Source organism: Pseudomonas sp. 1176_21 (genome assembly GCF_052850635.1).
In genome coordinates this window covers 102,916-121,316 of record NZ_VXCV01000004.1, presented here as the reverse complement: position 1 = coordinate 121,316, position 18,401 = coordinate 102,916, and the positions used below count along the sequence as shown (strand labels likewise).

19 protein-coding genes are annotated in these 18,401 nt (G+C 64.3%); 9 read left to right on the top strand and 10 right to left on the bottom strand.

Translation table 11 applies throughout. From position 1 onward, the window contains the following. The first annotated feature begins 50 nt into the window (after nucleotides 1-50). Nucleotides 51-1,772 (top strand): bifunctional isocitrate dehydrogenase kinase/phosphatase, encoded by a 1,722-nt coding sequence (gene aceK / locus FW760_RS11320; RefSeq protein WP_116053143.1) that lies wholly within the window; start codon nucleotides 51-53, stop codon nucleotides 1,770-1,772. A 76-nt stretch (nucleotides 1,773-1,848) separates the two neighbouring features. Here aceK and FW760_RS11315 read toward each other — a convergent pair whose 3' ends face one another. Next, the gene (locus FW760_RS11315; protein ID WP_054914955.1) at nucleotides 1,849-2,718 is read right to left on the bottom strand and encodes a DUF6279 family lipoprotein; all 870 of its coding nucleotides are present in this window, start codon (nucleotides 2,716-2,718) and stop codon (nucleotides 1,849-1,851) included. Nucleotides 2,719-2,823: 105 nt separating this feature from the next. On the opposite strand from FW760_RS11315, the gene FW760_RS11310 reads away from it, so the two are divergent. Further along, on the top strand, nucleotides 2,824-3,660 hold the full coding sequence (locus tag FW760_RS11310; protein ID WP_043864180.1) for a CvfB family protein: 837 nt from the start codon (nucleotides 2,824-2,826) through the stop codon (nucleotides 3,658-3,660). Here FW760_RS11310 and FW760_RS11305 read toward each other — a convergent pair whose 3' ends face one another. Both FW760_RS11305 and FW760_RS11300 read right to left on the bottom strand, forming a co-directional pair. Further along, the gene (locus FW760_RS11305; RefSeq protein WP_043864179.1) at nucleotides 3,661-4,044 is read right to left on the bottom strand and encodes a hypothetical protein; all 384 of its coding nucleotides are present in this window, start codon (nucleotides 4,042-4,044) and stop codon (nucleotides 3,661-3,663) included. Nucleotides 4,045-4,176: 132 nt separating this feature from the next. Then, nucleotides 4,177-5,661, bottom strand: coding sequence for a right-handed parallel beta-helix repeat-containing protein (locus tag FW760_RS11300; RefSeq protein ID WP_058541527.1), 1,485 nt, complete (start codon nucleotides 5,659-5,661; stop codon nucleotides 4,177-4,179). A gap of 242 nt (nucleotides 5,662-5,903) precedes the next feature. Here FW760_RS11300 and FW760_RS11295 point away from each other — a divergent pair, with 242 nt between their 5' ends. The 3 genes from FW760_RS11295 to def all read left to right on the top strand — a co-directional run bounded on the left by FW760_RS11295 (nucleotide 5,904) and on the right by def (nucleotide 7,775). Continuing rightward, entirely contained in the window at nucleotides 5,904-6,095 is a 192-nt protein-coding gene (locus FW760_RS11295) for a CsbD family protein (protein ID WP_043864177.1), read from the top strand. Nucleotides 6,096-6,262: 167 nt separating this feature from the next. After that, the gene (locus FW760_RS11290) at nucleotides 6,263-7,246 is read left to right on the top strand and encodes a YihY/virulence factor BrkB family protein (protein WP_043864176.1); all 984 of its coding nucleotides are present in this window, start codon (nucleotides 6,263-6,265) and stop codon (nucleotides 7,244-7,246) included. Beyond that, nucleotides 7,236-7,775: a peptide deformylase gene (gene def / locus FW760_RS11285; protein WP_043864175.1), complete on the top strand. Its 540-nt coding sequence runs from the start codon at nucleotides 7,236-7,238 to the stop codon at nucleotides 7,773-7,775. The genes FW760_RS11290 and def overlap by 11 nt, the downstream gene beginning before the upstream one ends. Here the strand turns inward: def and FW760_RS11280 are convergent. Further along, the gene (locus FW760_RS11280) at nucleotides 7,727-8,179 is read right to left on the bottom strand and encodes a GNAT family N-acetyltransferase (RefSeq protein WP_043864174.1); all 453 of its coding nucleotides are present in this window, start codon (nucleotides 8,177-8,179) and stop codon (nucleotides 7,727-7,729) included. The two genes, def and FW760_RS11280, sit on opposite strands and share 49 nt — an antisense overlap. A 282-nt stretch (nucleotides 8,180-8,461) precedes the next feature. Between FW760_RS11280 and FW760_RS11275 the strand changes: the two genes are divergently transcribed. Beyond that, nucleotides 8,462-8,719, top strand: a complete 258-nt coding sequence (locus FW760_RS11275) for a DUF2790 domain-containing protein (protein WP_043864173.1) — start codon at nucleotides 8,462-8,464, stop codon at nucleotides 8,717-8,719. 3 nt (nucleotides 8,720-8,722) lie between these two features. Here FW760_RS11275 and ada read toward each other — a convergent pair whose 3' ends face one another. The 3 genes from ada to FW760_RS11260 form a co-directional block, all read right to left on the bottom strand. Beyond that, complete coding sequence (ada, locus tag FW760_RS11270) at nucleotides 8,723-9,793, bottom strand: bifunctional DNA-binding transcriptional regulator/O6-methylguanine-DNA methyltransferase Ada (protein ID WP_043864172.1); 1,071 nt, start codon at nucleotides 9,791-9,793, stop codon at nucleotides 8,723-8,725. 93 nt (nucleotides 9,794-9,886) lie between these two features. Further along, a complete protein-coding gene (locus tag FW760_RS11265; protein ID WP_054914952.1) occupies nucleotides 9,887-10,510 on the bottom strand; it encodes a DNA-3-methyladenine glycosylase family protein in 624 nt (207 codons plus the stop codon). A 152-nt stretch (nucleotides 10,511-10,662) separates the two neighbouring features. Beyond that, nucleotides 10,663-11,988, bottom strand: a complete 1,326-nt coding sequence (locus tag FW760_RS11260; RefSeq protein ID WP_116053145.1) for an aminotransferase-like domain-containing protein — start codon at nucleotides 11,986-11,988, stop codon at nucleotides 10,663-10,665. A gap of 88 nt (nucleotides 11,989-12,076) precedes the next feature. On the opposite strand from FW760_RS11260, the gene FW760_RS11255 reads away from it, so the two are divergent. Beyond that, complete coding sequence (locus FW760_RS11255; RefSeq protein ID WP_104572192.1) at nucleotides 12,077-13,048, top strand: threonine dehydratase; 972 nt, start codon at nucleotides 12,077-12,079, stop codon at nucleotides 13,046-13,048. A gap of 85 nt (nucleotides 13,049-13,133) precedes the next feature. Beyond that, on the top strand, nucleotides 13,134-13,793 hold the full coding sequence (locus FW760_RS11250; protein ID WP_116053148.1) for a LysE family translocator: 660 nt from the start codon (nucleotides 13,134-13,136) through the stop codon (nucleotides 13,791-13,793). A gap of 193 nt (nucleotides 13,794-13,986) precedes the next feature. Here the strand turns inward: FW760_RS11250 and FW760_RS11245 are convergent, their stop codons facing one another. The 3 genes from FW760_RS11245 to FW760_RS11235 are packed head-to-tail and all read right to left on the bottom strand — an operon-like array spanning nucleotide 13,987 to nucleotide 16,233. After that, nucleotides 13,987-14,766: a helix-turn-helix domain-containing protein gene (locus tag FW760_RS11245; protein ID WP_116053151.1), complete on the bottom strand. Its 780-nt coding sequence runs from the start codon at nucleotides 14,764-14,766 to the stop codon at nucleotides 13,987-13,989. Between the two features lie 9 nt (nucleotides 14,767-14,775). Next, entirely contained in the window at nucleotides 14,776-15,246 is a 471-nt protein-coding gene (locus FW760_RS11240; RefSeq protein WP_043864165.1) for a MaoC family dehydratase, read from the bottom strand. 42 nt (nucleotides 15,247-15,288) lie between these two features. Continuing rightward, nucleotides 15,289-16,233, bottom strand: a complete 945-nt coding sequence (locus FW760_RS11235; RefSeq protein ID WP_088514503.1) for an alpha/beta hydrolase — start codon at nucleotides 16,231-16,233, stop codon at nucleotides 15,289-15,291. Between the two features lie 201 nt (nucleotides 16,234-16,434). Between FW760_RS11235 and fadD2 the strand changes: the two genes are divergently transcribed. Beyond that, entirely contained in the window at nucleotides 16,435-18,123 is a 1,689-nt protein-coding gene (gene fadD2 / locus FW760_RS11230; RefSeq protein WP_116053153.1) for a long-chain-fatty-acid--CoA ligase FadD2, read from the top strand. Nucleotides 18,124-18,401 lie beyond the last annotated feature (278 nt).

Genomic DNA, 18,401 nt, shown 5'->3' with positions numbered 1-18,401 from the left:
GCGTGACTGGCTAAGCTCAGGTCTTTGAAATTCCCGCAGAGGTCTTACCCATGCCCCAACAATGGCCGGCCGCCGCCATCGCCCGGATGATTCTCGATGGCTTCGACAGCTACCGTGAGCACTTTCGCCAGATCACCGACGGGGCACGCCAACGCTTCGAGCTCGCGCAATGGCAGCAGATCCAGACGGCCTCGGCGGCACGTATCAATCTCTACGAGGAAAAGGTCAGCGAGGTCAGCGGCTGGCTGGCCGGCGCTTTCGAGCCCGAGGTTCTGCTGGATGCGACGTTCTGGCCGCTGGTCAAGAGCGCCTACATCAACCTGATCGACCCGCGCCTGGACGATGAGCTTTCCGAAACCTGGTACAACTCGATTTTCTGCAGCCTGTTCAGCCATGACCTGATCAGCGACGGCTGCATGTTCATCCATACCACGCGCCCGGCACTGCGCGCCCATGAGCGCGCCGCGCAGACCCGCACCTACCGCCCCCAGGGCGGGCTGGGCGAGATGCTCGCGCAGGTCTTCGCCGACTACGCCTTCGCGGTGCCCTTCGCCGACCTGCCCGGCGACCTGGCGCGCCTGGAGGCGCAGTTGCGCGAGAACCTGCCCGATTGGGTGTGCAAGGACCCGCAACTGCAGGTGGAGCTGTTTTCCTCGGTGCTCTACCGCAACAAGGGGGCCTACCTGGTGGGCCGGCTGTTCACCCACGATGAACAGTGGCCGCTGGTGATTCCACTGCTGCACCACGAAGGCCACGGCATCGAAATCGATGCGCTGATCACCGATGAAGCCGATGTGTCGATCATCTTCTCGTTCACTCGCTCGTACTTCATGGTCGATGTGCCGGTGCCGGCCGAGTTCGTGGGCTTTCTCAAGCGCATCCTGCCGGGCAAGCACATCGCCGAGCTGTACACCTCCATCGGTTTCTACAAGCACGGCAAGTCCGAGTTCTACCGGGCGCTGATCAATCATCTGGCCAGTACCGATGACCGCTTCATCATGGCCCCCGGCGTGCGCGGCATGGTCATGAGCGTGTTCACCCTGCCGGGCTTCAACACCGTGTTCAAGATCATCAAGGACCGCTTCTCGCCGTCCAAGAGTGTCGACCGCGCCACGGTCATCGAGAAGTACCGCCTGGTAAAGAGCGTCGACCGCGTGGGGCGCATGGCCGATACCCAGGAGTTCGCCGACTTTCGCTTCCCGCTGGGCAAGTTCGAGCCCGAGTGCCTGGCCGAGTTGCTGGAAGTGGCGCCGTCGACCGTGGTGGTGGAGGGCGACACGGTGCTTATCCGCCACTGCTGGACCGAGCGGCGCATGACCCCGCTGAACCTGTACCTGGAAAACGCCAACGAGGCCCAGGTGCGCGAGGCGCTGGAGGACTACGGGCTGGCGATCAAGCAATTGGCGGCGGCGAACATCTTCCCCGGCGACATGCTGCTGAAGAACTTTGGCGTTACCCGGCATGGGCGGGTGGTGTTCTATGACTACGACGAGATCTGCTTTCTGACCGAAGCCAACTTCCGCTATATCCCGCCGCCGCGTTTCCCCGAGGACGAGATGGCCAGCGAGCCGTGGTACTCGATAGGGCCGCTGGACGTGTTCCCCGAGGAGTTCCCGCCGTTTCTGTTTGCCGACATCGGCCAGCGGCGCCTGTTCAGCCAGCTGCATGGCGAGTTGTATGACGCCGATTACTGGAAGGGGCTGCAGGCGGCGATACGGGAGGGGAAGGTGATCGATGTGTTCCCGTACCGGCGCAAGTGCCGGGAGAACTGAGCAGCTTCGCCGGCCTTGCCGGCGCCAAGGGGAAGCGCGTCGCGCCTGTAGGAGCCGGCCTTGCCGGCGAATCGGTTCAGGATTGCAGGCACTTGAGCTTGCTGAAGTCCTGCTGCACCTTGGCCAGCCTGCCCTGCAGGTGCTGACGTTGCTGCTCGCTGCTCTGCGCCATCAGGTCCACCAGCAGGCTGCGCGCCTCCTGTTCGGTACGCTGGTAGGCCATGCGGTACTCCGGCGTCCACAGGCTTTCGCGCTGCTTGAGCAGTTGTTCCAGCCTTGGTTCGAATGCCTCGCTGCGCCGTTGCTCCATCGCCGCAGTGAACTGCGCCTGCCAGTGTGCGCGGTTGGCGATCCACTGACGGTTCTGTTCGCCCAACGCCTGTGACCACTGCGCCACGCGCAGGCGCTGCTGCGGGTTCAGTTCGCCCAGCCATGGCGTCAGGCGTTTTTCCATGCGTTGCTGGCGCTGCTCGATCTGCCTGGCCAGCGGCGTCTTCACGTACTTGGCCTCGCGCTCGCGAATGTCTTCGGCAAACGCCTCGCGCATGTCGCTGACCTGTTCGTCGTCCATGCCGCGCAGCAGCTGCGTGGCCGACGGCATGATCTGGTCGGCCACCTCGGCGATGGCCTGCTTGGCCTGCTCGGTGCGCAGCCTTAGCTGCGCGTCGGTGACCTCGTTGTGCGCGACCATCTGTCGAATATCGCCCAGCCATGTCAGATAGCCCGGCAGCTGTGTACGACAATGCCATGCCAGGTGCGCCTTGAGTCGTTCGTCCAGCCAGCCTTTCTGCTGGCGATTCATGCTCAGGTAGTCGCTCAGCGACCAGGGCACCAGTACATCGAGGTTGCGGTAGGCGAGGTCCATGCGGTTGCAGCCGACCAGCAGCAGCGTCGACAGCACCAGCAGCGAAAGGCAGCGAAACAACGTGGACAGGCAGGCATCCATGGGTGCATATCCTTGCAGGGGCGTGCTTGTGTTTATAGAACAACGGCGCGCCTGGCGGTTCCCGTAGCGTGTAGAATGCCAGCCTCGCAACGAGGATTTCAGCAAATGGCTTTAGTTGGGCGTTACAACACTTTGCAAGTGGTCAAGCACACGGATTTCGGTCTGTACCTGGACGGCGGGGCGGACGGCGAGATCCTGCTGCCCAACCGTTACATCCCCAAGGACACGCCCACCGAGGTCGAGGACTGGCTCAACGTCTTCGTCTACCTCGACAGCGAAGACAAGCTGATCGCCACTACCGAGAAGACCAAACTGCAGGTGGGCGAGTTCGCCAGCCTCAAGGTGGTGGAAATCAACAGCATCGGCATCTTCCTCGACTGGGGCCTGCCCAAGGACCTGTTGATGCCGTACTCCGAAGAAAAACGCCAGATGAAGGCGGGCGAGTACTGCGTGGTGCATGCTTACCTCGACAAGCGCACCCGGCGCATCACCGCCACCGCGCGCCTGGACCGCTACCTCGACAAGCTGCCGGCCAACTACAGCGTGGGCCAGGAAGTCGACCTGCTGGTGGTCGAGGAAACCCCGATGGGGTTCAAGGCCATCATCAACAACAAGCACTGGGGCCTGATCCACAAGAACGAAGTGTTCAAGTTCTTGCGTTCGGGCAAGCAGGAGAAGGGCTACATCAAGGAGCTGCGCAGCGACGGCAAGATCGCCCTGAGCCTGCAGCCGGTCGGCCAGGCCCTGGCCAGCACGCTGAACGACAAGATCCTCGACAAGCTCAAGGCCGCCAACGGCGTGCTGCCGGTCAGCGACAAGAGCGACCCGCAGGTGATCAGCGACCTGTTCGGGGTGAGCAAGGGCAACTTCAAGAAAGCGATCGGCGCCCTGTACAAGGACGGGCGCATCGTGATTCACGCCGACCGCATCGAACTGGTCTGATCAGACCTGCACGAAGGCGGCAAAACTCAGGTTTTCGCCGCCCGGACGCAAGTCCTGCAGCAGCGAGTCGCGGTCGGCGCTCAGCGCCAGGCTGATGGTCGAGCGACGCTTGCCCGGCTTGCGTACTTCCATCTTCTCCAGGTGCGCACGCAGGAAGTTGACCGGCACCTTGAGGTGCTGCAACTGGTCGGTCTCCGGGGTGTAGAGCAGCAGGTTGACCCAGTCGGCCACGCTCTTGGGCAGCACCAGCTTCACCGGCACATCGAACCACCACAGGCTGCGCTTGGTATCGAGCACGGCAAACAGGGTGTTGTCGCTGTTGAGCACAGGGCGTTCCAGCGCCTGGTTGCGACGGGCGATGGCGGTGGGTTTGTCGAGTTTCATGCAGGTTCCTACGGGTGACGCTTGAAAGGTCGGCCATTGTGCTGGGATTGCGCTGAAAACTAAAGCGGGGCCTGCTGACAGGGCCGACCATTTGCAGACAATCCCTGCCGACGAATGGCCGCCCCGCGGTCCTCAGCGCGCCAGCGCCTTGCTCAACTCCGAGGTGGCCCCGTCGGACCGGGTGACCGTCGCGGTGAACGCCTGCAGCCCATCTGCTTGCGGCAATACATACTCGAACTGCGCCTGACCCTTGGCATCCGTCGCCACCATCACTTCGCCCAGATACTGCTCCGCTTCACCGGCCTTTGAGTCAGCATTGCCGAACACCTCCACCCGCAACAGGCTGTCGGGCTCGCCACTCACCTGGCCCAGCAAGCGATCACCTTTGACTGCCTTGAGCAGCGGGGCCGCCTGATCGTGATTGGGTACCGGCTGGCAACCCTGCGGTGCGGCCTTGTCGGTGCAGATGATCGCCCGGTTGGTGCCCGACGGGTCGACACCGATGCCGCGCGAACCCACATAGATCGCATGCTCCAGCGCCGGCACCGAAAACACGATGGCACCGGTGCGCTGATCGGGCACGCACGAACCGCCCGCTTCGCAGCGCCGGATATCCTGGCTGTTGTTCCAGATGCGGTTGGCGGTCAGGCGGTTGCTGGTGGAGGTCGGCTCCGGGCGCAGCGCCACGCCGATGCGGTTGCCGTGGATCAGGTTGCCATCGAGGATGTTGCCCGCACCGCTGACGCTCACGCCGATGGAGTTGCCGGTAAAGGTGTTGGCCCCCAGGTAATTGCGCTGGCCCCAGTTGATCTGCAGGCCGTCGGAATAGTCCTCGAAGCGGTTGCGCACCACCGTGTTGTCATTGCCCCACAGGATCTCGATGCCCTGGGAGGGCTCCGCGTTGGCCGGGGTGGAGCGAAACAGGTTGTCGGCCACCAGGTTGAACGCCGCGCCGCGGGTCAGCTCCAGGCCGTCGCCGTTGTCCACCAGCTGGTTGCGCAGCACCTTGTTGTTCACCGTGGTGGTGGCGGTCGAATTGCCCTGGCCGTCGTCGCCGGTCAGCATGATGCCGGCGCCACCTTTGTTGGCGGTGATACGGTTGTCCTGGATGACGTTGTGGCTGGCGCGGTTGACCAGGATGCCGATGCAGAAATTACGCACATCCAGGCCGGAAATCTCCACGCCCTGGGTATCGCGTATCACCAGCCCCGGGCCGGTGGTGGTGCGCACATTGGTGCCGAACTGTCCGGGCACGGCGCCAGGGCATGCGCGCGTGCCGTTGCCGACGATATAGGCCGAACCGTCGATGGCGATGTACTCGCCGCTGCGCTTCCAGGCCGCACCTTCGAGGCTGACCGGGCCGAGAATCGGCGGCAGGGCCGAAGCGGGCTTGATCACGTAGGGCGGCTGGCCGACCGGGCGGATCTCGATCCGGTAGGTGCCGGGCGCCTGGTTGTTGCGCTCGATGGCCCAGCGCAGGCTGCCGGGCTGTTCGTCGTCGGCATAGCGATCGACCACCAGGGTGGTCAGGGCGGCGGGCTGTACGGCAGGTGCTGCGTGCAGGGCATGGGCAGGTACGGCCAGCAGCAGGGCTGTCAGCAAGGGGGAGATACGCATGGGTAGTGATCGCTGTGTCTGTTGTTTTTATCGCGCCCGGGCTGCAGGGCGCTGGTGCCCGATTCTAGGCAAAGCCGACAGCCCCTGGCGCAGGCCAGGCACGATTGGGTGCGATATTCGCCCGCTGTTTATCCATTGTGGGAATACACACCGCCCAAAAATATTTGAAACTCTCGCAGAAGCGGGCGGGTCCACTGACTGTCGACACTGACAGCTATCTGTTCCCCTTCAGGAGAAATGCCATGAGCAGCACTTCGGACAAAGCAAAAGGCTTGGCCAACGAAGCGGTAGGCAACATCAAGCAAGGCGTGGGCAAGGTGACCGATAACGATAAACTGCGCGCCGAGGGCAAGGCCCAGGAAGTCAAGGGCGAAACCCAGCAGGCAGTGGGCAAGGCCAAGGATGCGGTCAAGGATGCTGTGAAAAAGCCCTGACCGGCTGCGCGTGTAGCCGATAACGGCCATCTTCGGGTGGCCGTTCTGCTGTCTGTGGCAATCAATCGTAACCTCACAGACGTGGTCTACTAGACTACCGTCAGGTAAAACACCCCCCCAACGCTTGGATTACTGCCTATGACAGTGGAGCGGCGAAAGGAGACGCTATGATTTTCCCCAACTTGCACGGCCTGCCGTTGCATCGTGTTCTGGTGCGCACGGTAAGCGAGTTTCTCGATGACGAGATGTCCACCTATGCGTCGGCCCTGGCCTACCAGATGCTGTTTTCGCTGTTCCCCTTCCTGCTGTTCCTGATCGCCCTGATCGGGTTTCTGCATCTGCCCGACTTCTTCACCTGGCTGCGCCTGCAGTCGGAACTGGTGTTGCCGCCCCAGGCGCTGGAGCAGGTCAACCCGGTGATCGACCAGTTGCAGCAATCCAAGGGCGGGCTGCTCTCGGTAGGTATCGTGATCGCCCTGTGGACCGCGTCGGCGGGCGTGCGCCTGATGATGAGCGCGATGAACGCCGCCTATGACGTGGTGGAAGGGCGCCCGGTGTGGAAGCGCATCCCGCTCTCGGTGCTGTATACCGTCGGAATCGCCGGCATGCTGCTGGCCGCCGCCGCCTTGATGGTGCTCGGCCCGCAGGTGATGGAATGGATCGCCTCGCAGGTAGGCATGCAGGAGTTCATCGTCACGCTGTGGACCATTCTGCGCTGGCCGGCCATCATCATCCTGATGATGGTGGCGGTGGCATTGATCTATTACGTGATGCCCGATGTGGAGCAGGAGTTTCGCTTCATCACCCCCGGCTCGGTACTGGCGGTGGTGGTGTGGATCATCGCGTCGCTGGGGTTTGGCTACTACGTCAAGACGTTTGCCGACTACAACGCGATGTACGGCAGCATCGGTGCGATCATCGTGCTGTTGCTGTACTTCTATATTTCTGCCGCAGTATTGCTGCTGGGGGCGGAGATGAACGCGGTGATCGAGCACATGTCGGCCGAAGGCAAGGACCCTGGCGAGAAGGAAATGCCCGACGACGATGCGCCGGAACATGATAAAAAGCATGTTTCCGGGCTGGGGCGCGATCACTCCATCCCGTCCGATTCCGCGCCTGAACCCGTGAGCCGAGCCCCGCATGATTCGTGACATCCTGAAGATGGGCGACGAGCGCCTGTTGCGTGTTGCACCGCCCGTACCGGCCCGCCTGTTCGGCACTGCCGAGCTGGAGCAGCTGATTGCCGACATGTTCGACACCATGCAGCACGTGGGCGGCGTGGGGCTGGCGGCGCCGCAGATCGGGGTCGACCTGCAACTGGTGATCTTCGGCTTCGAGCGTAGCGAGCGCTACCCGGATGCCGAGCCCGTGCCGCAGACCATTCTGCTCAACCCGGTGATCACCCCGGTGGGCACCGAGGTCGAGGATGGCTGGGAGGGCTGCCTGTCGGTGCCCGGCCTGCGCGGCGTGGTCAGCCGCTACCGGCACATTCGCTACAGCGGGGTCGACCCGCAGGGCCAGCCCATCGAGCGCTCGGCAGAGGGTTTTCATGCGCGGGTGGTGCAGCACGAATGCGATCACCTGATCGGTCGCCTGTACCCCTCGCGCATTCATGACTTCAGCAAGTTCGGTTATACCGAGGTGCTGTTCCCGGGGCTGGACCCGGCCAGCGACGACTGATCCCGCGCCAACGCGATCAACGATTTGCTGCGCTGATAGCGCGCCAGACGCTCATTGAGCTGCAGCGGCAGTGCGCCGGCAGGGCTGAACCCCAGTGGCTGGTAGAAGGCCAGCAGGTCCGGGTGGCAGAACAGCCACACCGTGCCCGGCTTGCCGGCGCAGGCATGCTCGATCAGTTGTCGTGCAATGCGCCGGCCGCGCCAGGCGGGTGCCACCAGCAAGCCGGTCAGCCAGAACCCCTCGGGTACCGCGCTCATGTTCACTGCGGCGACAAGCTCACCCGCACGCGCCACCCAGGCCTCGCCCTTGGCACTGGCACGCATGGCCGTACCTTCGGCGCGATAGAATTTGTTCAGCAAAGGGCGCTCGGCAGCGCTTAGCAGGCTGTAGCGTATTTCACTCACGGCGGTTTCCAGCAAGGGCTCTGGCACGGGCTTTTACACGGGCTTGGGTAGGCTGTCGAGGGCTTGCCGTGCGGTTATTGTTACCGAGGCGGTAACAGTGAATGTCCGGCTTCGGGCTTCAACCACCTTCGCAACCTTATAAACTTGACCCATCCCAGCCACTAGAAGCGTAACGGGATCGGTACTTCGTGTTATGTCCATTCGTTGATATGACAACTTCTCCGCGCCAACTCGGCTGATGAAGTCAAACACTTCGTTTGATTGCTTTGCAGGCCTAATACCATGAAAACCTTACTTGCACTTGTATTGGTGGGTGTCTCTTCGTTTGCCCTGGCGGACGAGGTCAAGACCGCTGCTGCGCAGCCGGTGGTCGAGCAATATGACTATTCGACCAACCTGGACATCGCCCGGGTGATCAGCCTCTCGACCCTGCCCAATGTCTGCGAAGTGGTGCCGGCCACCATGACCTATGAAGACCATCAGGGCCAGCGCCACACCATCGAATACCGCGCCATGGGCGACGGCTGCAGCCAGGGCTGATCATTACAGGTCACTGGGCTGTTGTTCCCGGGCCAGGAGCGCCTGCTTGCGCTCCACGCCCCAGCGGTAGCCGGACAGGTTGCCATCACTGCGTACGACCCGATGACAGGGCACTGCCACCGCCAGGCTGTTGGCGGCGCACGCCTGGGCCACCGCCCTGACTGCCCTGGGCGCGCCAATGCGCTGGGCGATCTCGGCGTAGCTGGCGGTGCTGCCTGCCGGGATGCTGCGCAACGCCTGCCACACCCGCTCCTGGAAGGCCGTGCCGCGCAGGTCCAGCGGCAGGTCCAGGCCCAGGGCGGGCGCTTCTATGAACCCCACCACCTTGGCCACCCACTGCTCGAATTCGGCGTCGGCGCCAATCAGTTCGGCTTTGGGAAACTTGTCCTGCAGGTCGTGCAGCAACGCCTCGGGGTCGTCGCCCAGCAGGATGGCGCACACCCCGCGCTCGCTTTGGGCCACCAACAGCGCGCCGAGTGAGCACTGGGCAATGGCAAAGCGGATCGAGGCATTGGCGCCGCCCGCGCGATAGGCGGCCGGGGTCATGCCCAGCCGGGCGTTGCTGTCTTCGTAGAAACGGCTGTTGGAGTTGTAGCCAGCCTTGTACAGGGCGTCGGTGATCGAGCCCGGCTGCTCAAGCTGCCGGCGTACCTTGTGCGCGCGTCTGGCATTGGCGTAGGCCTTGGGGGTGAGGCCGGTCGCGGCCTTGAACACCCGGTGGAAGTGATACGGGCTCATGCCGACATGGGCAGCCACTTGCTTGAGGCTGGGCTCGACCTCGGCCGTTTCGATCAGCTGGCAGGCCCGGGTGACCTGGGTGGCATGCTGCTCGGCCAGTTGGCGCGGGTCGGCGGCGTAGTGCCGGCTGGGGCGATAGCCGGCGGCCTCGGCCTGGGCGGCAGTGTCGAAGAACTCGACGTTCTCCGGGCGCGGCAACCGTGACGGGCTGGAGGCGCGGCAGTAGACCCCGGTGGTGCGAACCCCATAGACGAAATCATCATCCGCTGCGGCGTCGCGGGCCAGCACGGCTTGCCAGCGTGGGTCGTTGACATCGATCGAAGGTGTGCGGGGCATGGCGAGTGGCTCTTGGCTGAGGGCGATGTGGTGAGGGTAGGTGGTGCCGTGCGGGGCGGCACTCCGGGTCTTGCGGTGGAATTCGCCCGGATTTCAGCCGGTGGCGGGTACGCGCCACAGGTACCAGGCGGCCACGGTGCGATACGGGCTCCACGGGGCGCCCAGTTCCAGCATCTGTTTGCGCGTGGGCTGGGCGGGCAGGGCGAACAGGCGACGGTAGCCTTCGCGCACGCCGAAGTCATCGGCGGGCAGGGTGTCCATGTGTTCAAGGGTGTAGATCAGCAGCATCTCCACGGTCCAGCGTCCAACCCCGCGCAGTTGCGTCAGGCGCTCGATCAGGCTGGTTTCGTCGAGACGGCGGGCCAGCTCATGGTCGGGTACCAGGCCGTCGAGGCGAGCCTGGGCGATGCCCTGGATAGTGGCCAGCTTGCTCGCGGAAAACCCGCAGGCACGCAGTTGCTCGGGCGCGGTGGCCAGCAGTTGCTCGGGGCTGGGGAAGGCCTGCCCGGGGTACAGCGCCAGGAACCGCCGCAGGATCGCTTCGGCGGCCCTGGCGTGCAATTGCTGGTAGGCAATCGACCTGACCAGCGCCTGATACGGGTCGCGGGTGGGCAGCGTTTGGTGCAGGCATGGGCCGATGCGCTCGATATGTGCGGCCCACTTCGGGTCGAGGCTGGCCAGGTGGGCGCAGGCCTGGGTGTAGAACAGCGGGTTCATGCCGGTTTCCGTGGGTAAGGGAGCAGGTTCAGTGTAGAAAAGGTGACTGGGGTTTCACTCCGGATGTTGCGATTGAATTGGAGGGCCTCTTCGCCGGCACCGGTACCGCGTTCTCTGCAGGAGCCGGTCTTGCCGGCGAAGGGGCAGCCCGCTCACCCTGAAACCACTGCCGCCACCCTTTCCAGCGCCTGCTTCAACTGCGCCCGGCTCTGCGCCGCCGACAGGCTGATGCGCACCGCTGCCCGGTCGCCCTGGCGCACCGCGAACACCTCGGCTGGCACCACTGCCACGCCGGCATCACGGCACGCTGTGGCGCGCACACCGTTGACCCAGACATGCGGCGAAGGCACATCCCCCACCAATGCCTTGCCCAGTATCCGCCTGGCCATCCGCCAGCGCTGACCCACTTCTTCACGCTGCCAGGCCACGCGTCGCGTCGCGGTGCCGTCATCGATCCAGCGGCAGGCGATCTCCAGGTCCAGCGGCGACACCGGCCAGTGTGTTGCCTGGGCATGCGGGTCGATGCGCGCCAGCAACTCGGCGCTGCCGACGATCCAGCCCAGGCGCAAACCGGCCGCGACGCTCTTCGACAGGCTGGTGACCAGCACGCCGCGCCCGCCCACCTGTGCCAGCAGCGCCGGGGTATCGGCCAGGGCACCGTAGACATCATCTTCGATCAAGGTCAGGGCATGGCGCTCGATCACTGCGGCAATGGCGGCCTGGCGCGCAGCGCCCATGCAGGCGCCGGTGGGGTTCTGCAGGGTCGGCGTCAGCACCACGACCCGCGCGCCGGTGGCACGTGCGACACGGTCCAGGTCGTCGGGCAGGATGCCCTGGCCGTCCAGCGCAACCTCGTGCAACGGCAGGCGCAACTGTCGACAGGCCGCCTTGATACCGGGTGCGGTCAAGGCCTCGACCATCACGGCGTCTCCGGGCTGGCACAGCGAAAGCAGCACGTTGAACAACCCCAGCTGGGCACCGCCGCACAGCAGCACCTGGCGCTCGTCCAGTTGCAGGCCGCGCCGGCGCAGCCAGGCGGCGCCCTGAAGGCGCCCGCGCAGCAACTGTTCGGCACCCAGGTAATGCTCGAGCTGGCCGGCAGGGCCTTGTTCCAGCAGATGGCGCAAGGCATGCGCCAGGTCGGGGTTGCTGTCCTCGGCCACCGGCACATTGGTCGACAGGTCGATCTGCGTCGCTTGCTGGCCGGGTTGCTTGAGGCGGAACAGCGTTGCTTCCTTGCTGCCCGCCAGCACGTAGGTGCCTCGCCCTACCTCCCCGGACACCAGATGCCGGGCCGCTGCCTCGCGGTACGCCTGCTGGGTGGTGCTGGGGTTCAGGCCCAGGTTCCAGGCCAGGCGCCGCTGCGGCGGCAGGCGCTCGCCCACTTTCAGCTCGCCGCTTTCGATCGCCCGCGCAATCGCCTCGACCAGTTCGAGGTAGCGGGGCAGGGAGGTGTCGCCTAGGGTGGGGGTCCACATTTATTGTTGGCCATGCAATATAAGGGTTCACCCATACAATGCGGCGCGACTAGGATCAGGTCAATTCCCCTGGCCATCGAGGTGCCTCATGTTCGACCTGTCCGCCCTGCGCGACGCTGCCCGCCTGGTACACACCCGCGTTCCTGCCACGCCCCAGTACGCCTGGCCGCGCCTGGCCGAACGCGTGGGCTGCCAGGTGTGGGTCAAGCACGAGAATCACGCGCCCACCGGTGCCTTCAAGGTTCGCGGCGGGCTGCTTTACGTGCAGGCGCTGCTGGCGCGCTCACCCACGGTGCGCGGGCTGGTCACCGCCACCCGTGGCAACCACGGGCAGAGCCTGGCGCTGGCGGCGCGCAGTGCCGGGTTGCCGATCATCATCGTGGTGCCCGAGGGCAACTCGCGGGAAAAGAATGCCGCCATGCGCGCGCTGGGTGCGCAGTTGGTGGAGCATGGCGCCGATTTCGACCTGGCACGGGCCGAGGCGGCGCGACTGGCGCAGGTGCACGGCTATGAAAGCGTGCCGCCGTTCCACCCGGACCTGATCCGCGGCGTGGCCACCTACGCGCTGGAGCTGTTCGAGGCCGTACCGGCGCTGGACTGCGTGTACGTGCCGATCGGCATGGGCTCGGGCATCTGCGGGCTGATTCGTACCCGTGACCTGCTGGGGCTGCACACCGAGATCGTTGGGGTGGTGTCCACCGAGGCCGATGCCTTTGCTTCGAGTTTCGAGCAGAACCGCATCGTCACCACCGAAACCGCCAACACCTTCGCCGACGGCATGGCATGCCGTATGCCCTTGCCCGAGGCGTTCGAGATCATCCGCCAGGGCGCGGCGCGGGTGGTGCGCGTCAGCGACCCTGAAATCGCCAACGCCATGCGCATCTTCCACGAAGACACGCACAACACCGCCGAAGGCGCCGGTGCGGCGGGGCTGGCGGCGTTGCTGCAGGAGCGCGAGCGCCAGCAGGGGCGCAAGGTGGCAGTGGTGCTCAGTGGCGCCAATATCGACCGGGAGCGGTATGCGCAGGTGCTGGCTGGGAATGTTGAACGGTTCGAATGAGCCTGATGGCAATTTCTTCCAATACACCACCCTCCCTCACTGAGTCTAATGACGCCTGCCCTTCATCGTCGGTAGTCGAGCGTTCATGCCATTTTCCAACGGATTTCTTCTCAGCCTGTCGTTGTGCCTGGATATCGGCGTGGCCAATATCGCCATGATCACCCTGGCCATGCAGCGCGGCTTTCTGCAGGGTTTCTGGCTGGGGCTGGGCACCTGTGTGGGGGATCTGATCTATGCCGTGGCGGCATTGCTCGGCATGACCGTGCTGCTGCAGTTCACCAGCGTGCGCTGGGTGTTGTGGGTGGGCGGTTCGCTTTTGCTGGTGTGGTTTGCACTGAAGATGCTGCTGGCCGCCTGGCGCGGCAATGGGCATATGGACACCAGCCAGCAGGTGGTGCGCGAATCGCCCTGGCGCGAGTTTCTGCGCGGCATCTTTCTGGCCATGTCTTCGCCCAGCGCGATCCTGTGGTTTGCCGCGGTCGGCGGGGTGCTGATCTCGCGCTCCGGCGCAGGCGGCATGCTCGAGGCCGGGTTGTTTCTCAGCGGGTTCTTCATTGCCGGGCTGCTGTGGTGCGCGTCGCTGTGCACCTTGGCCAGCCACGGCGGGCGCCTGCTGGGCGACCGTCTGCTGACCTGGTCGTACCTGGCCTCGGCGGGCATCTTCTGCTATTTCGCGGTGTACGTGATCGTATCGGGCTACCGCGAATTCATCCTCGCCGCGCCGGTCGCCGGGGCGGGTCTATAATCAGTCGGTCACCGGCAAGCAGGTGTCGCGCTCAGCGGAGGGCCTGTCATGAAAGGTCTGGATGCGAAAAAATCGGTCAAGAAGAAACCCGCCAAAACCGCCAAGGAAAAACGCACGGCAAAACGTTCCAAGGACGGGACGGCAGGCTTTTTGCCGCATTGACCGGTCAGGGCTGCGCCAGCAGCTCTTTTGCTTATGAAGGCTTGACCGCCTGCCAGTAATGATGGGGCGTGGCGCCCATTACCCGGCGAAAACTGTTGATGAAATGGCTCTGGTCGTAGAAGCCCAGAAGCTGGGCCACGTCCAGCGGGTGCCGGCCGGCGCGCAGGCAACGGCGTGCCTCGATCAGGCGCAGTTGCATGTGGTACTGCAGGGGTGCCAGCCCTGTGGCCTTCTTGAAGCTGCGCACGAAGTGGTACTTGCTCAACCCGGCCACCTGCGCAAGCTCGTCCAGCTCAAGCTTGTGCCCCAGGTGCTGGCGCATGAACTGCAGCGCCTGGGCCAATGCATGGCTGTATTCGCCGGGCCTGCCGGGCGACTGCTCCAGCCATTGCGCCAGCAGGGCCAACAAGGCTTCTTCCTGATGGCCGGAGTGTGCCGGCGCACGGGCGAAGGCCACGATAGCCTGGCACAGCGCAGGCTGGTCGAACACGCCTTGCTCGAACAGCGGGCTGTTCAGGTTGTTCTGGCTGACCAACCGGGCTATCGCCTCGGGCGCCATGTGCAGGCTGATGTACTCCACGCCTGCCGGGTCGAAGGTGGAGGCCTGCACCGCCAGCGGGTTGTACAGGGTCACCTGACCCGGCGCCGCCTGCAGCTCACGTCCGTCCAGCCAGATCTGCTCGCAACCGCTCAGGTTAACGCCCAGCACATACTCGTCATGGGCATGACGCGGAAAGCTGGCGGCGCTGGCCCTGACCCAGTAGGCCTCGACCAGGCCGCCCGCCTGCAGGTGCTCGGTAACCAGCGCCATGGGCCGCTATCAGCCGATGGTGATCGGCGGCGGGCTCACCAGGTCGACGCTCTGCTGCTTGCGCGGGGCGAGGATCTCGGCTTCGCCGTCCACCACCAGTTCGTCGTGCTGGTTGAACACGCGGGTGGCAATGCGCACTCGGAACTTGGGCAGCTTCTCGAGGATTTCCAGGCGTACGGTCAGGGTGTCGCCGATCTTCACCGGCTTCTGGAAGCTCATCTGCTGGCCCAGGTAGATGGTGCCGGGGCCGGGCAGTTCGCAGGCCACTGCGGCACTGATCAGCGCGCCGCTGAACATGCCGTGGGCAATGCGTTCCTTGAACATGCTCCTGGCCGCGAATTCGGCATCCAGGTGCACCGGGTTGTGGTCACCGGACATCGCGGCGAACAGCTGGATGTCGCGTTCTTCGACCGTCTTGCTGAAGCTGGCGGTCTGGCCCACTTCGAGGGCTTCGTAAGGCGTGTTGGTGACCTGGGTCATGCAGGCTGTTTCCTTCAAGGTTCGGACAAGGTGCGTACTGTATCACTCGCTGCGGGCAGGGCGGCCCTGGGTCAGCCCCTGCTCGAGCCAGGCGATGAGCGCCGCCGTCACCTCGTCACGGTTGGTTTCGTTGAGCAGTTCATGGCGTGCCTGCGGGTAGAGCTGCAATTGCACGCGCTGATTGCCGGCAAGGCGCAGGGCGCCGACCAGATCCTTCAGACGCTTGCCGGCGCTCACCGGATCACATTCGCCGCCCATCACCAGGATCGGCAGGTTGGGATCGATCTGTGCCAGGTGCCGCGGCTGGCTGATGTGTTCCAGGCCCATCAGCAGGTCGACCCACAGGCGGTTGGTGCAGCGAAACCCGCACAGCGGGTCGGCCACGTAGGCGTCGACCTCGGCGCTGTCGCGGCTGAGCCAGTCGAAGGCCGTGCGGTTGGGCTTGAACGCCTTGTTGAACGAACCGAACGACAGCCAGTCGATCAGGGCGCTGCGTCCCAGCGGGCCCTGGCGCCAGGCTTCGAGGCGGGCGATCACGCAGGCCGCGCGGTACAGCGCCGGTGGCTGGAAGTTGGAGCCGCTGAGCACCGCCCCCTGCAGGCTGGCGCTGTGGTGCAGCAGGTAGGCCTGGACGATGTAGCTGCCCATGCTGTGGCCGAACAGGAACAGCGGGGCGCCCGGGTGCTGCTGGCCGATGTGCTGGGCCAGGCTGGCCAGGTCGTTGACCACGCTGTCCCAGCCCTGGTGGCTTGCGAACAGCCCCAGGGTGCCGTGTTCGGCGGTGCGCCCGTGGCCGCGCTGGTCGTGGGCATACAGCGCGAAGCCGGCAGCGCTCAGGGCCTGCCCGAGGCGCTGGTAGCGCCCGGCATGCTCGGCCATGCCATGGGCCAGCAGCACCACGGCCCGGATCGGCGCGGCGGGCAGCCATTGATACACATGCAGGCTGCAATGGTTGCTGGCCGGCAGCCAGAACACGTCGTGGTTCATGGCGGTTCCCTTGCGCAAGTGGCTGATCCTGCAAGTGTATAGCCCATTTGTGTAATTGAACGGATGATGGCAACAAGATTCAGAATGTTAATGACAGGTCTTGGCATGTTTGCCCCCTGCGGCTTAACTGCTAACGTCGGCACACGATGCGATTTTCTGCATGCAGGCAGCCCACAGGCTCAGGAATGAGGACAAGAATAAATGCAAGCTGACTTCTGGAATGACAAGCGCCCCGCGGGCGTGCCCTCACATATCGACCTGACTGTCTACAAGTCGGTGCTGGAGGTGTTCGAGCGCTCCTGCAAGCGCTTCGCCGACCGCCCGGCGTTCACCAACCTGGGCGTCACCCTGACCTACGCCGATCTGGATCGCCAGTCCGCGGCCTTTGCCGGCTACCTGCAACAGCACACCGACCTGGTGCCGGGTGATCGCATCGCGGTGCAGATGCCCAACGTGCTGCAGTACCCGATTGCCGTGTTCGGCGCGATGCGCGCCGGGCTGATCGTGGTCAACACCAACCCGCTGTACACCGCGCGCGAGATGCGCCACCAGTTCAAGGACTCCGGCGCCCGTGCCCTGGTGTACCTGAACATGTTCGGCAAGCTGGTGCAGGAGGTGCTGCCCGATACCGGCATCGAGGTGCTGATCGAGGCGAAGATGGGCGACCTGCTGCCGCTGGCCAAGGGCTGGCTGGTGAACACCGTTGTGGCACGGGTCAAGAAGATGGTGCCGGCGTATCACCTGCCCCAGGCGGTGCCGTTCCGGCAGGTGATGCGCCAGGGCCGTGGCCATGCGCTCAAGCCGGTGCAGGTGACGCTCGATGACGTGGCGGTGCTGCAGTACACCGGCGGCACCACCGGCCTGCCCAAGGGCGCGATGCTCACCCACGGCAACCTGGTGGCCAACATGCTGCAGGTGCTGGCGTGCTTTTCGCAGTTGGGGCCGGACGGGCAGAGGATGATCAAGGAAGGCCAGGAGGTGATGATCGCGCCGCTACCGCTGTATCACATCTATGCCTTCACCGCGAACTGCATGTGCATGATGGTCACCGGCAATCACAACGTGCTGATCACCAACCCGCGCGACATACCGGGCTTTGTCAAAGAGCTGAAAAAGTGGCGCTTCTCGGCATTGCTGGGCCTGAACACGCTGTTCGTGGCACTGATGGAAAATCCGGATTTCAAGCACCTGGACTTCTCCTCGCTGAAGGTCACCAACTCCGGCGGCACGGCGCTGGTCAAGGCCACTGCCGAGCGCTGGGAGAGCATCACGGGGTGTCGCATCGTCGAAGGCTATGGCCTGACCGAAACCTCGCCGGTGGCCAGCACCAACCCCTACGGCCAGCAGGCGCGCCTGGGTACGGTCGGCATACCGCTGCCCGATACCGCGTACAAGGTGATCGATGATGACGGCAACGAGCTGGCCCTGGGCGAGCGCGGCGAGCTGTGCATCAAGGGGCCGCAGGTGATGAAGGGCTACTGGCAGCGTCCGGACGCCACCGCCGAGGTGCTCGATGCGCAGGGCTGGCTCAAGACCGGCGATATTGCAGTGATCGACCCGGACGGCTTCACGCGCATCGTCGACCGCAAGAAGGACATGATCATCGTGTCGGGCTTCAACGTGTACCCCAACGAGATCGAGGACGTGGTGATGGCGCACCCCAAGGTGGCCAACTGCGCGGCCATCGGTGTGCCGGACGAGCGTTCCGGCGAGGCGGTGAAACTGTTCGTGGTGCCACGCGATGGCGGCGTGAGCGTCGAGGAGCTCAAGGCCTACTGCAAGGCCAACTTCACTGGCTACAAGGTGCCCAAGCAGATCGTGCTGCGTAATTCGCTGCCGATGACCCCGGTGGGCAAGATCCTGCGCCGGGAATTGCGCGATATCGCCTGAAAGCCATTCGCCGGCCAGGCTGGCTCCTACTTTGCCGTGTAGGAGCCGGCCTTGCCGGCGAAGCTTTTGCTGAATAGACCCTTTACTCTAAAAATGACTACTGGGTATTCGTTAGTCATTTATGTGACTTTGCGGCCCACTTTGGCTCTAGGCGCCCTCTGGCAAAGCTGCTACTCTCGGCGCGCTTCTGATGCTTCGGTTTGTAGCAATCCGTCATCACATATCAATAATAATCGCGTCGACTGCGGAGTAGATTTCGCTGTTGCTGGAGGAGTGGG

What these genes read in the sequence shown, in the direction of transcription:
- FW760_RS11250 (WP_116053148.1), top strand. Translation starts at nt 13,134, where the DNA reads ATGCCATTTTCCAACGGATTTCTTCTCAGCCTGTCGTTGTGCCTGGAT.
- ada (WP_043864172.1), bottom strand. Translation starts at nt 9,793, where the DNA reads ATGCCCCGCACACCTTCGATCGATGTCAACGACCCACGCTGGCAAGCC.
- FW760_RS11315 (WP_054914955.1), bottom strand. Translation starts at nt 2,718, where the DNA reads ATGGATGCCTGCCTGTCCACGTTGTTTCGCTGCCTTTCGCTGCTGGTG.
- FW760_RS11265 (WP_054914952.1), bottom strand. Translation starts at nt 10,510, where the DNA reads ATGAACCCGCTGTTCTACACCCAGGCCTGCGCCCACCTGGCCAGCCTC.
- FW760_RS11310 (WP_043864180.1), top strand. Translation starts at nt 2,824, where the DNA reads ATGGCTTTAGTTGGGCGTTACAACACTTTGCAAGTGGTCAAGCACACG.
- FW760_RS11235 (WP_088514503.1), bottom strand. Translation starts at nt 16,233, where the DNA reads ATGAACCACGACGTGTTCTGGCTGCCGGCCAGCAACCATTGCAGCCTG.
- FW760_RS11305 (WP_043864179.1), bottom strand. Translation starts at nt 4,044, where the DNA reads ATGAAACTCGACAAACCCACCGCCATCGCCCGTCGCAACCAGGCGCTG.
- FW760_RS11275 (WP_043864173.1), top strand. Translation starts at nt 8,462, where the DNA reads ATGAAAACCTTACTTGCACTTGTATTGGTGGGTGTCTCTTCGTTTGCC.
- fadD2 (WP_116053153.1), top strand. Translation starts at nt 16,435, where the DNA reads ATGCAAGCTGACTTCTGGAATGACAAGCGCCCCGCGGGCGTGCCCTCA.
- FW760_RS11245 (WP_116053151.1), bottom strand. Translation starts at nt 14,766, where the DNA reads ATGGCGCTGGTTACCGAGCACCTGCAGGCGGGCGGCCTGGTCGAGGCC.
- FW760_RS11260 (WP_116053145.1), bottom strand. Translation starts at nt 11,988, where the DNA reads ATGTGGACCCCCACCCTAGGCGACACCTCCCTGCCCCGCTACCTCGAA.
- FW760_RS11255 (WP_104572192.1), top strand. Translation starts at nt 12,077, where the DNA reads ATGTTCGACCTGTCCGCCCTGCGCGACGCTGCCCGCCTGGTACACACC.
- FW760_RS11290 (WP_043864176.1), top strand. Translation starts at nt 6,263, where the DNA reads ATGATTTTCCCCAACTTGCACGGCCTGCCGTTGCATCGTGTTCTGGTG.
- FW760_RS11295 (WP_043864177.1), top strand. Translation starts at nt 5,904, where the DNA reads ATGAGCAGCACTTCGGACAAAGCAAAAGGCTTGGCCAACGAAGCGGTA.
- FW760_RS11300 (WP_058541527.1), bottom strand. Translation starts at nt 5,661, where the DNA reads ATGCGTATCTCCCCCTTGCTGACAGCCCTGCTGCTGGCCGTACCTGCC.
- FW760_RS11240 (WP_043864165.1), bottom strand. Translation starts at nt 15,246, where the DNA reads ATGACCCAGGTCACCAACACGCCTTACGAAGCCCTCGAAGTGGGCCAG.
- def (WP_043864175.1), top strand. Translation starts at nt 7,236, where the DNA reads ATGATTCGTGACATCCTGAAGATGGGCGACGAGCGCCTGTTGCGTGTT.
- aceK (WP_116053143.1), top strand. Translation starts at nt 51, where the DNA reads ATGCCCCAACAATGGCCGGCCGCCGCCATCGCCCGGATGATTCTCGAT.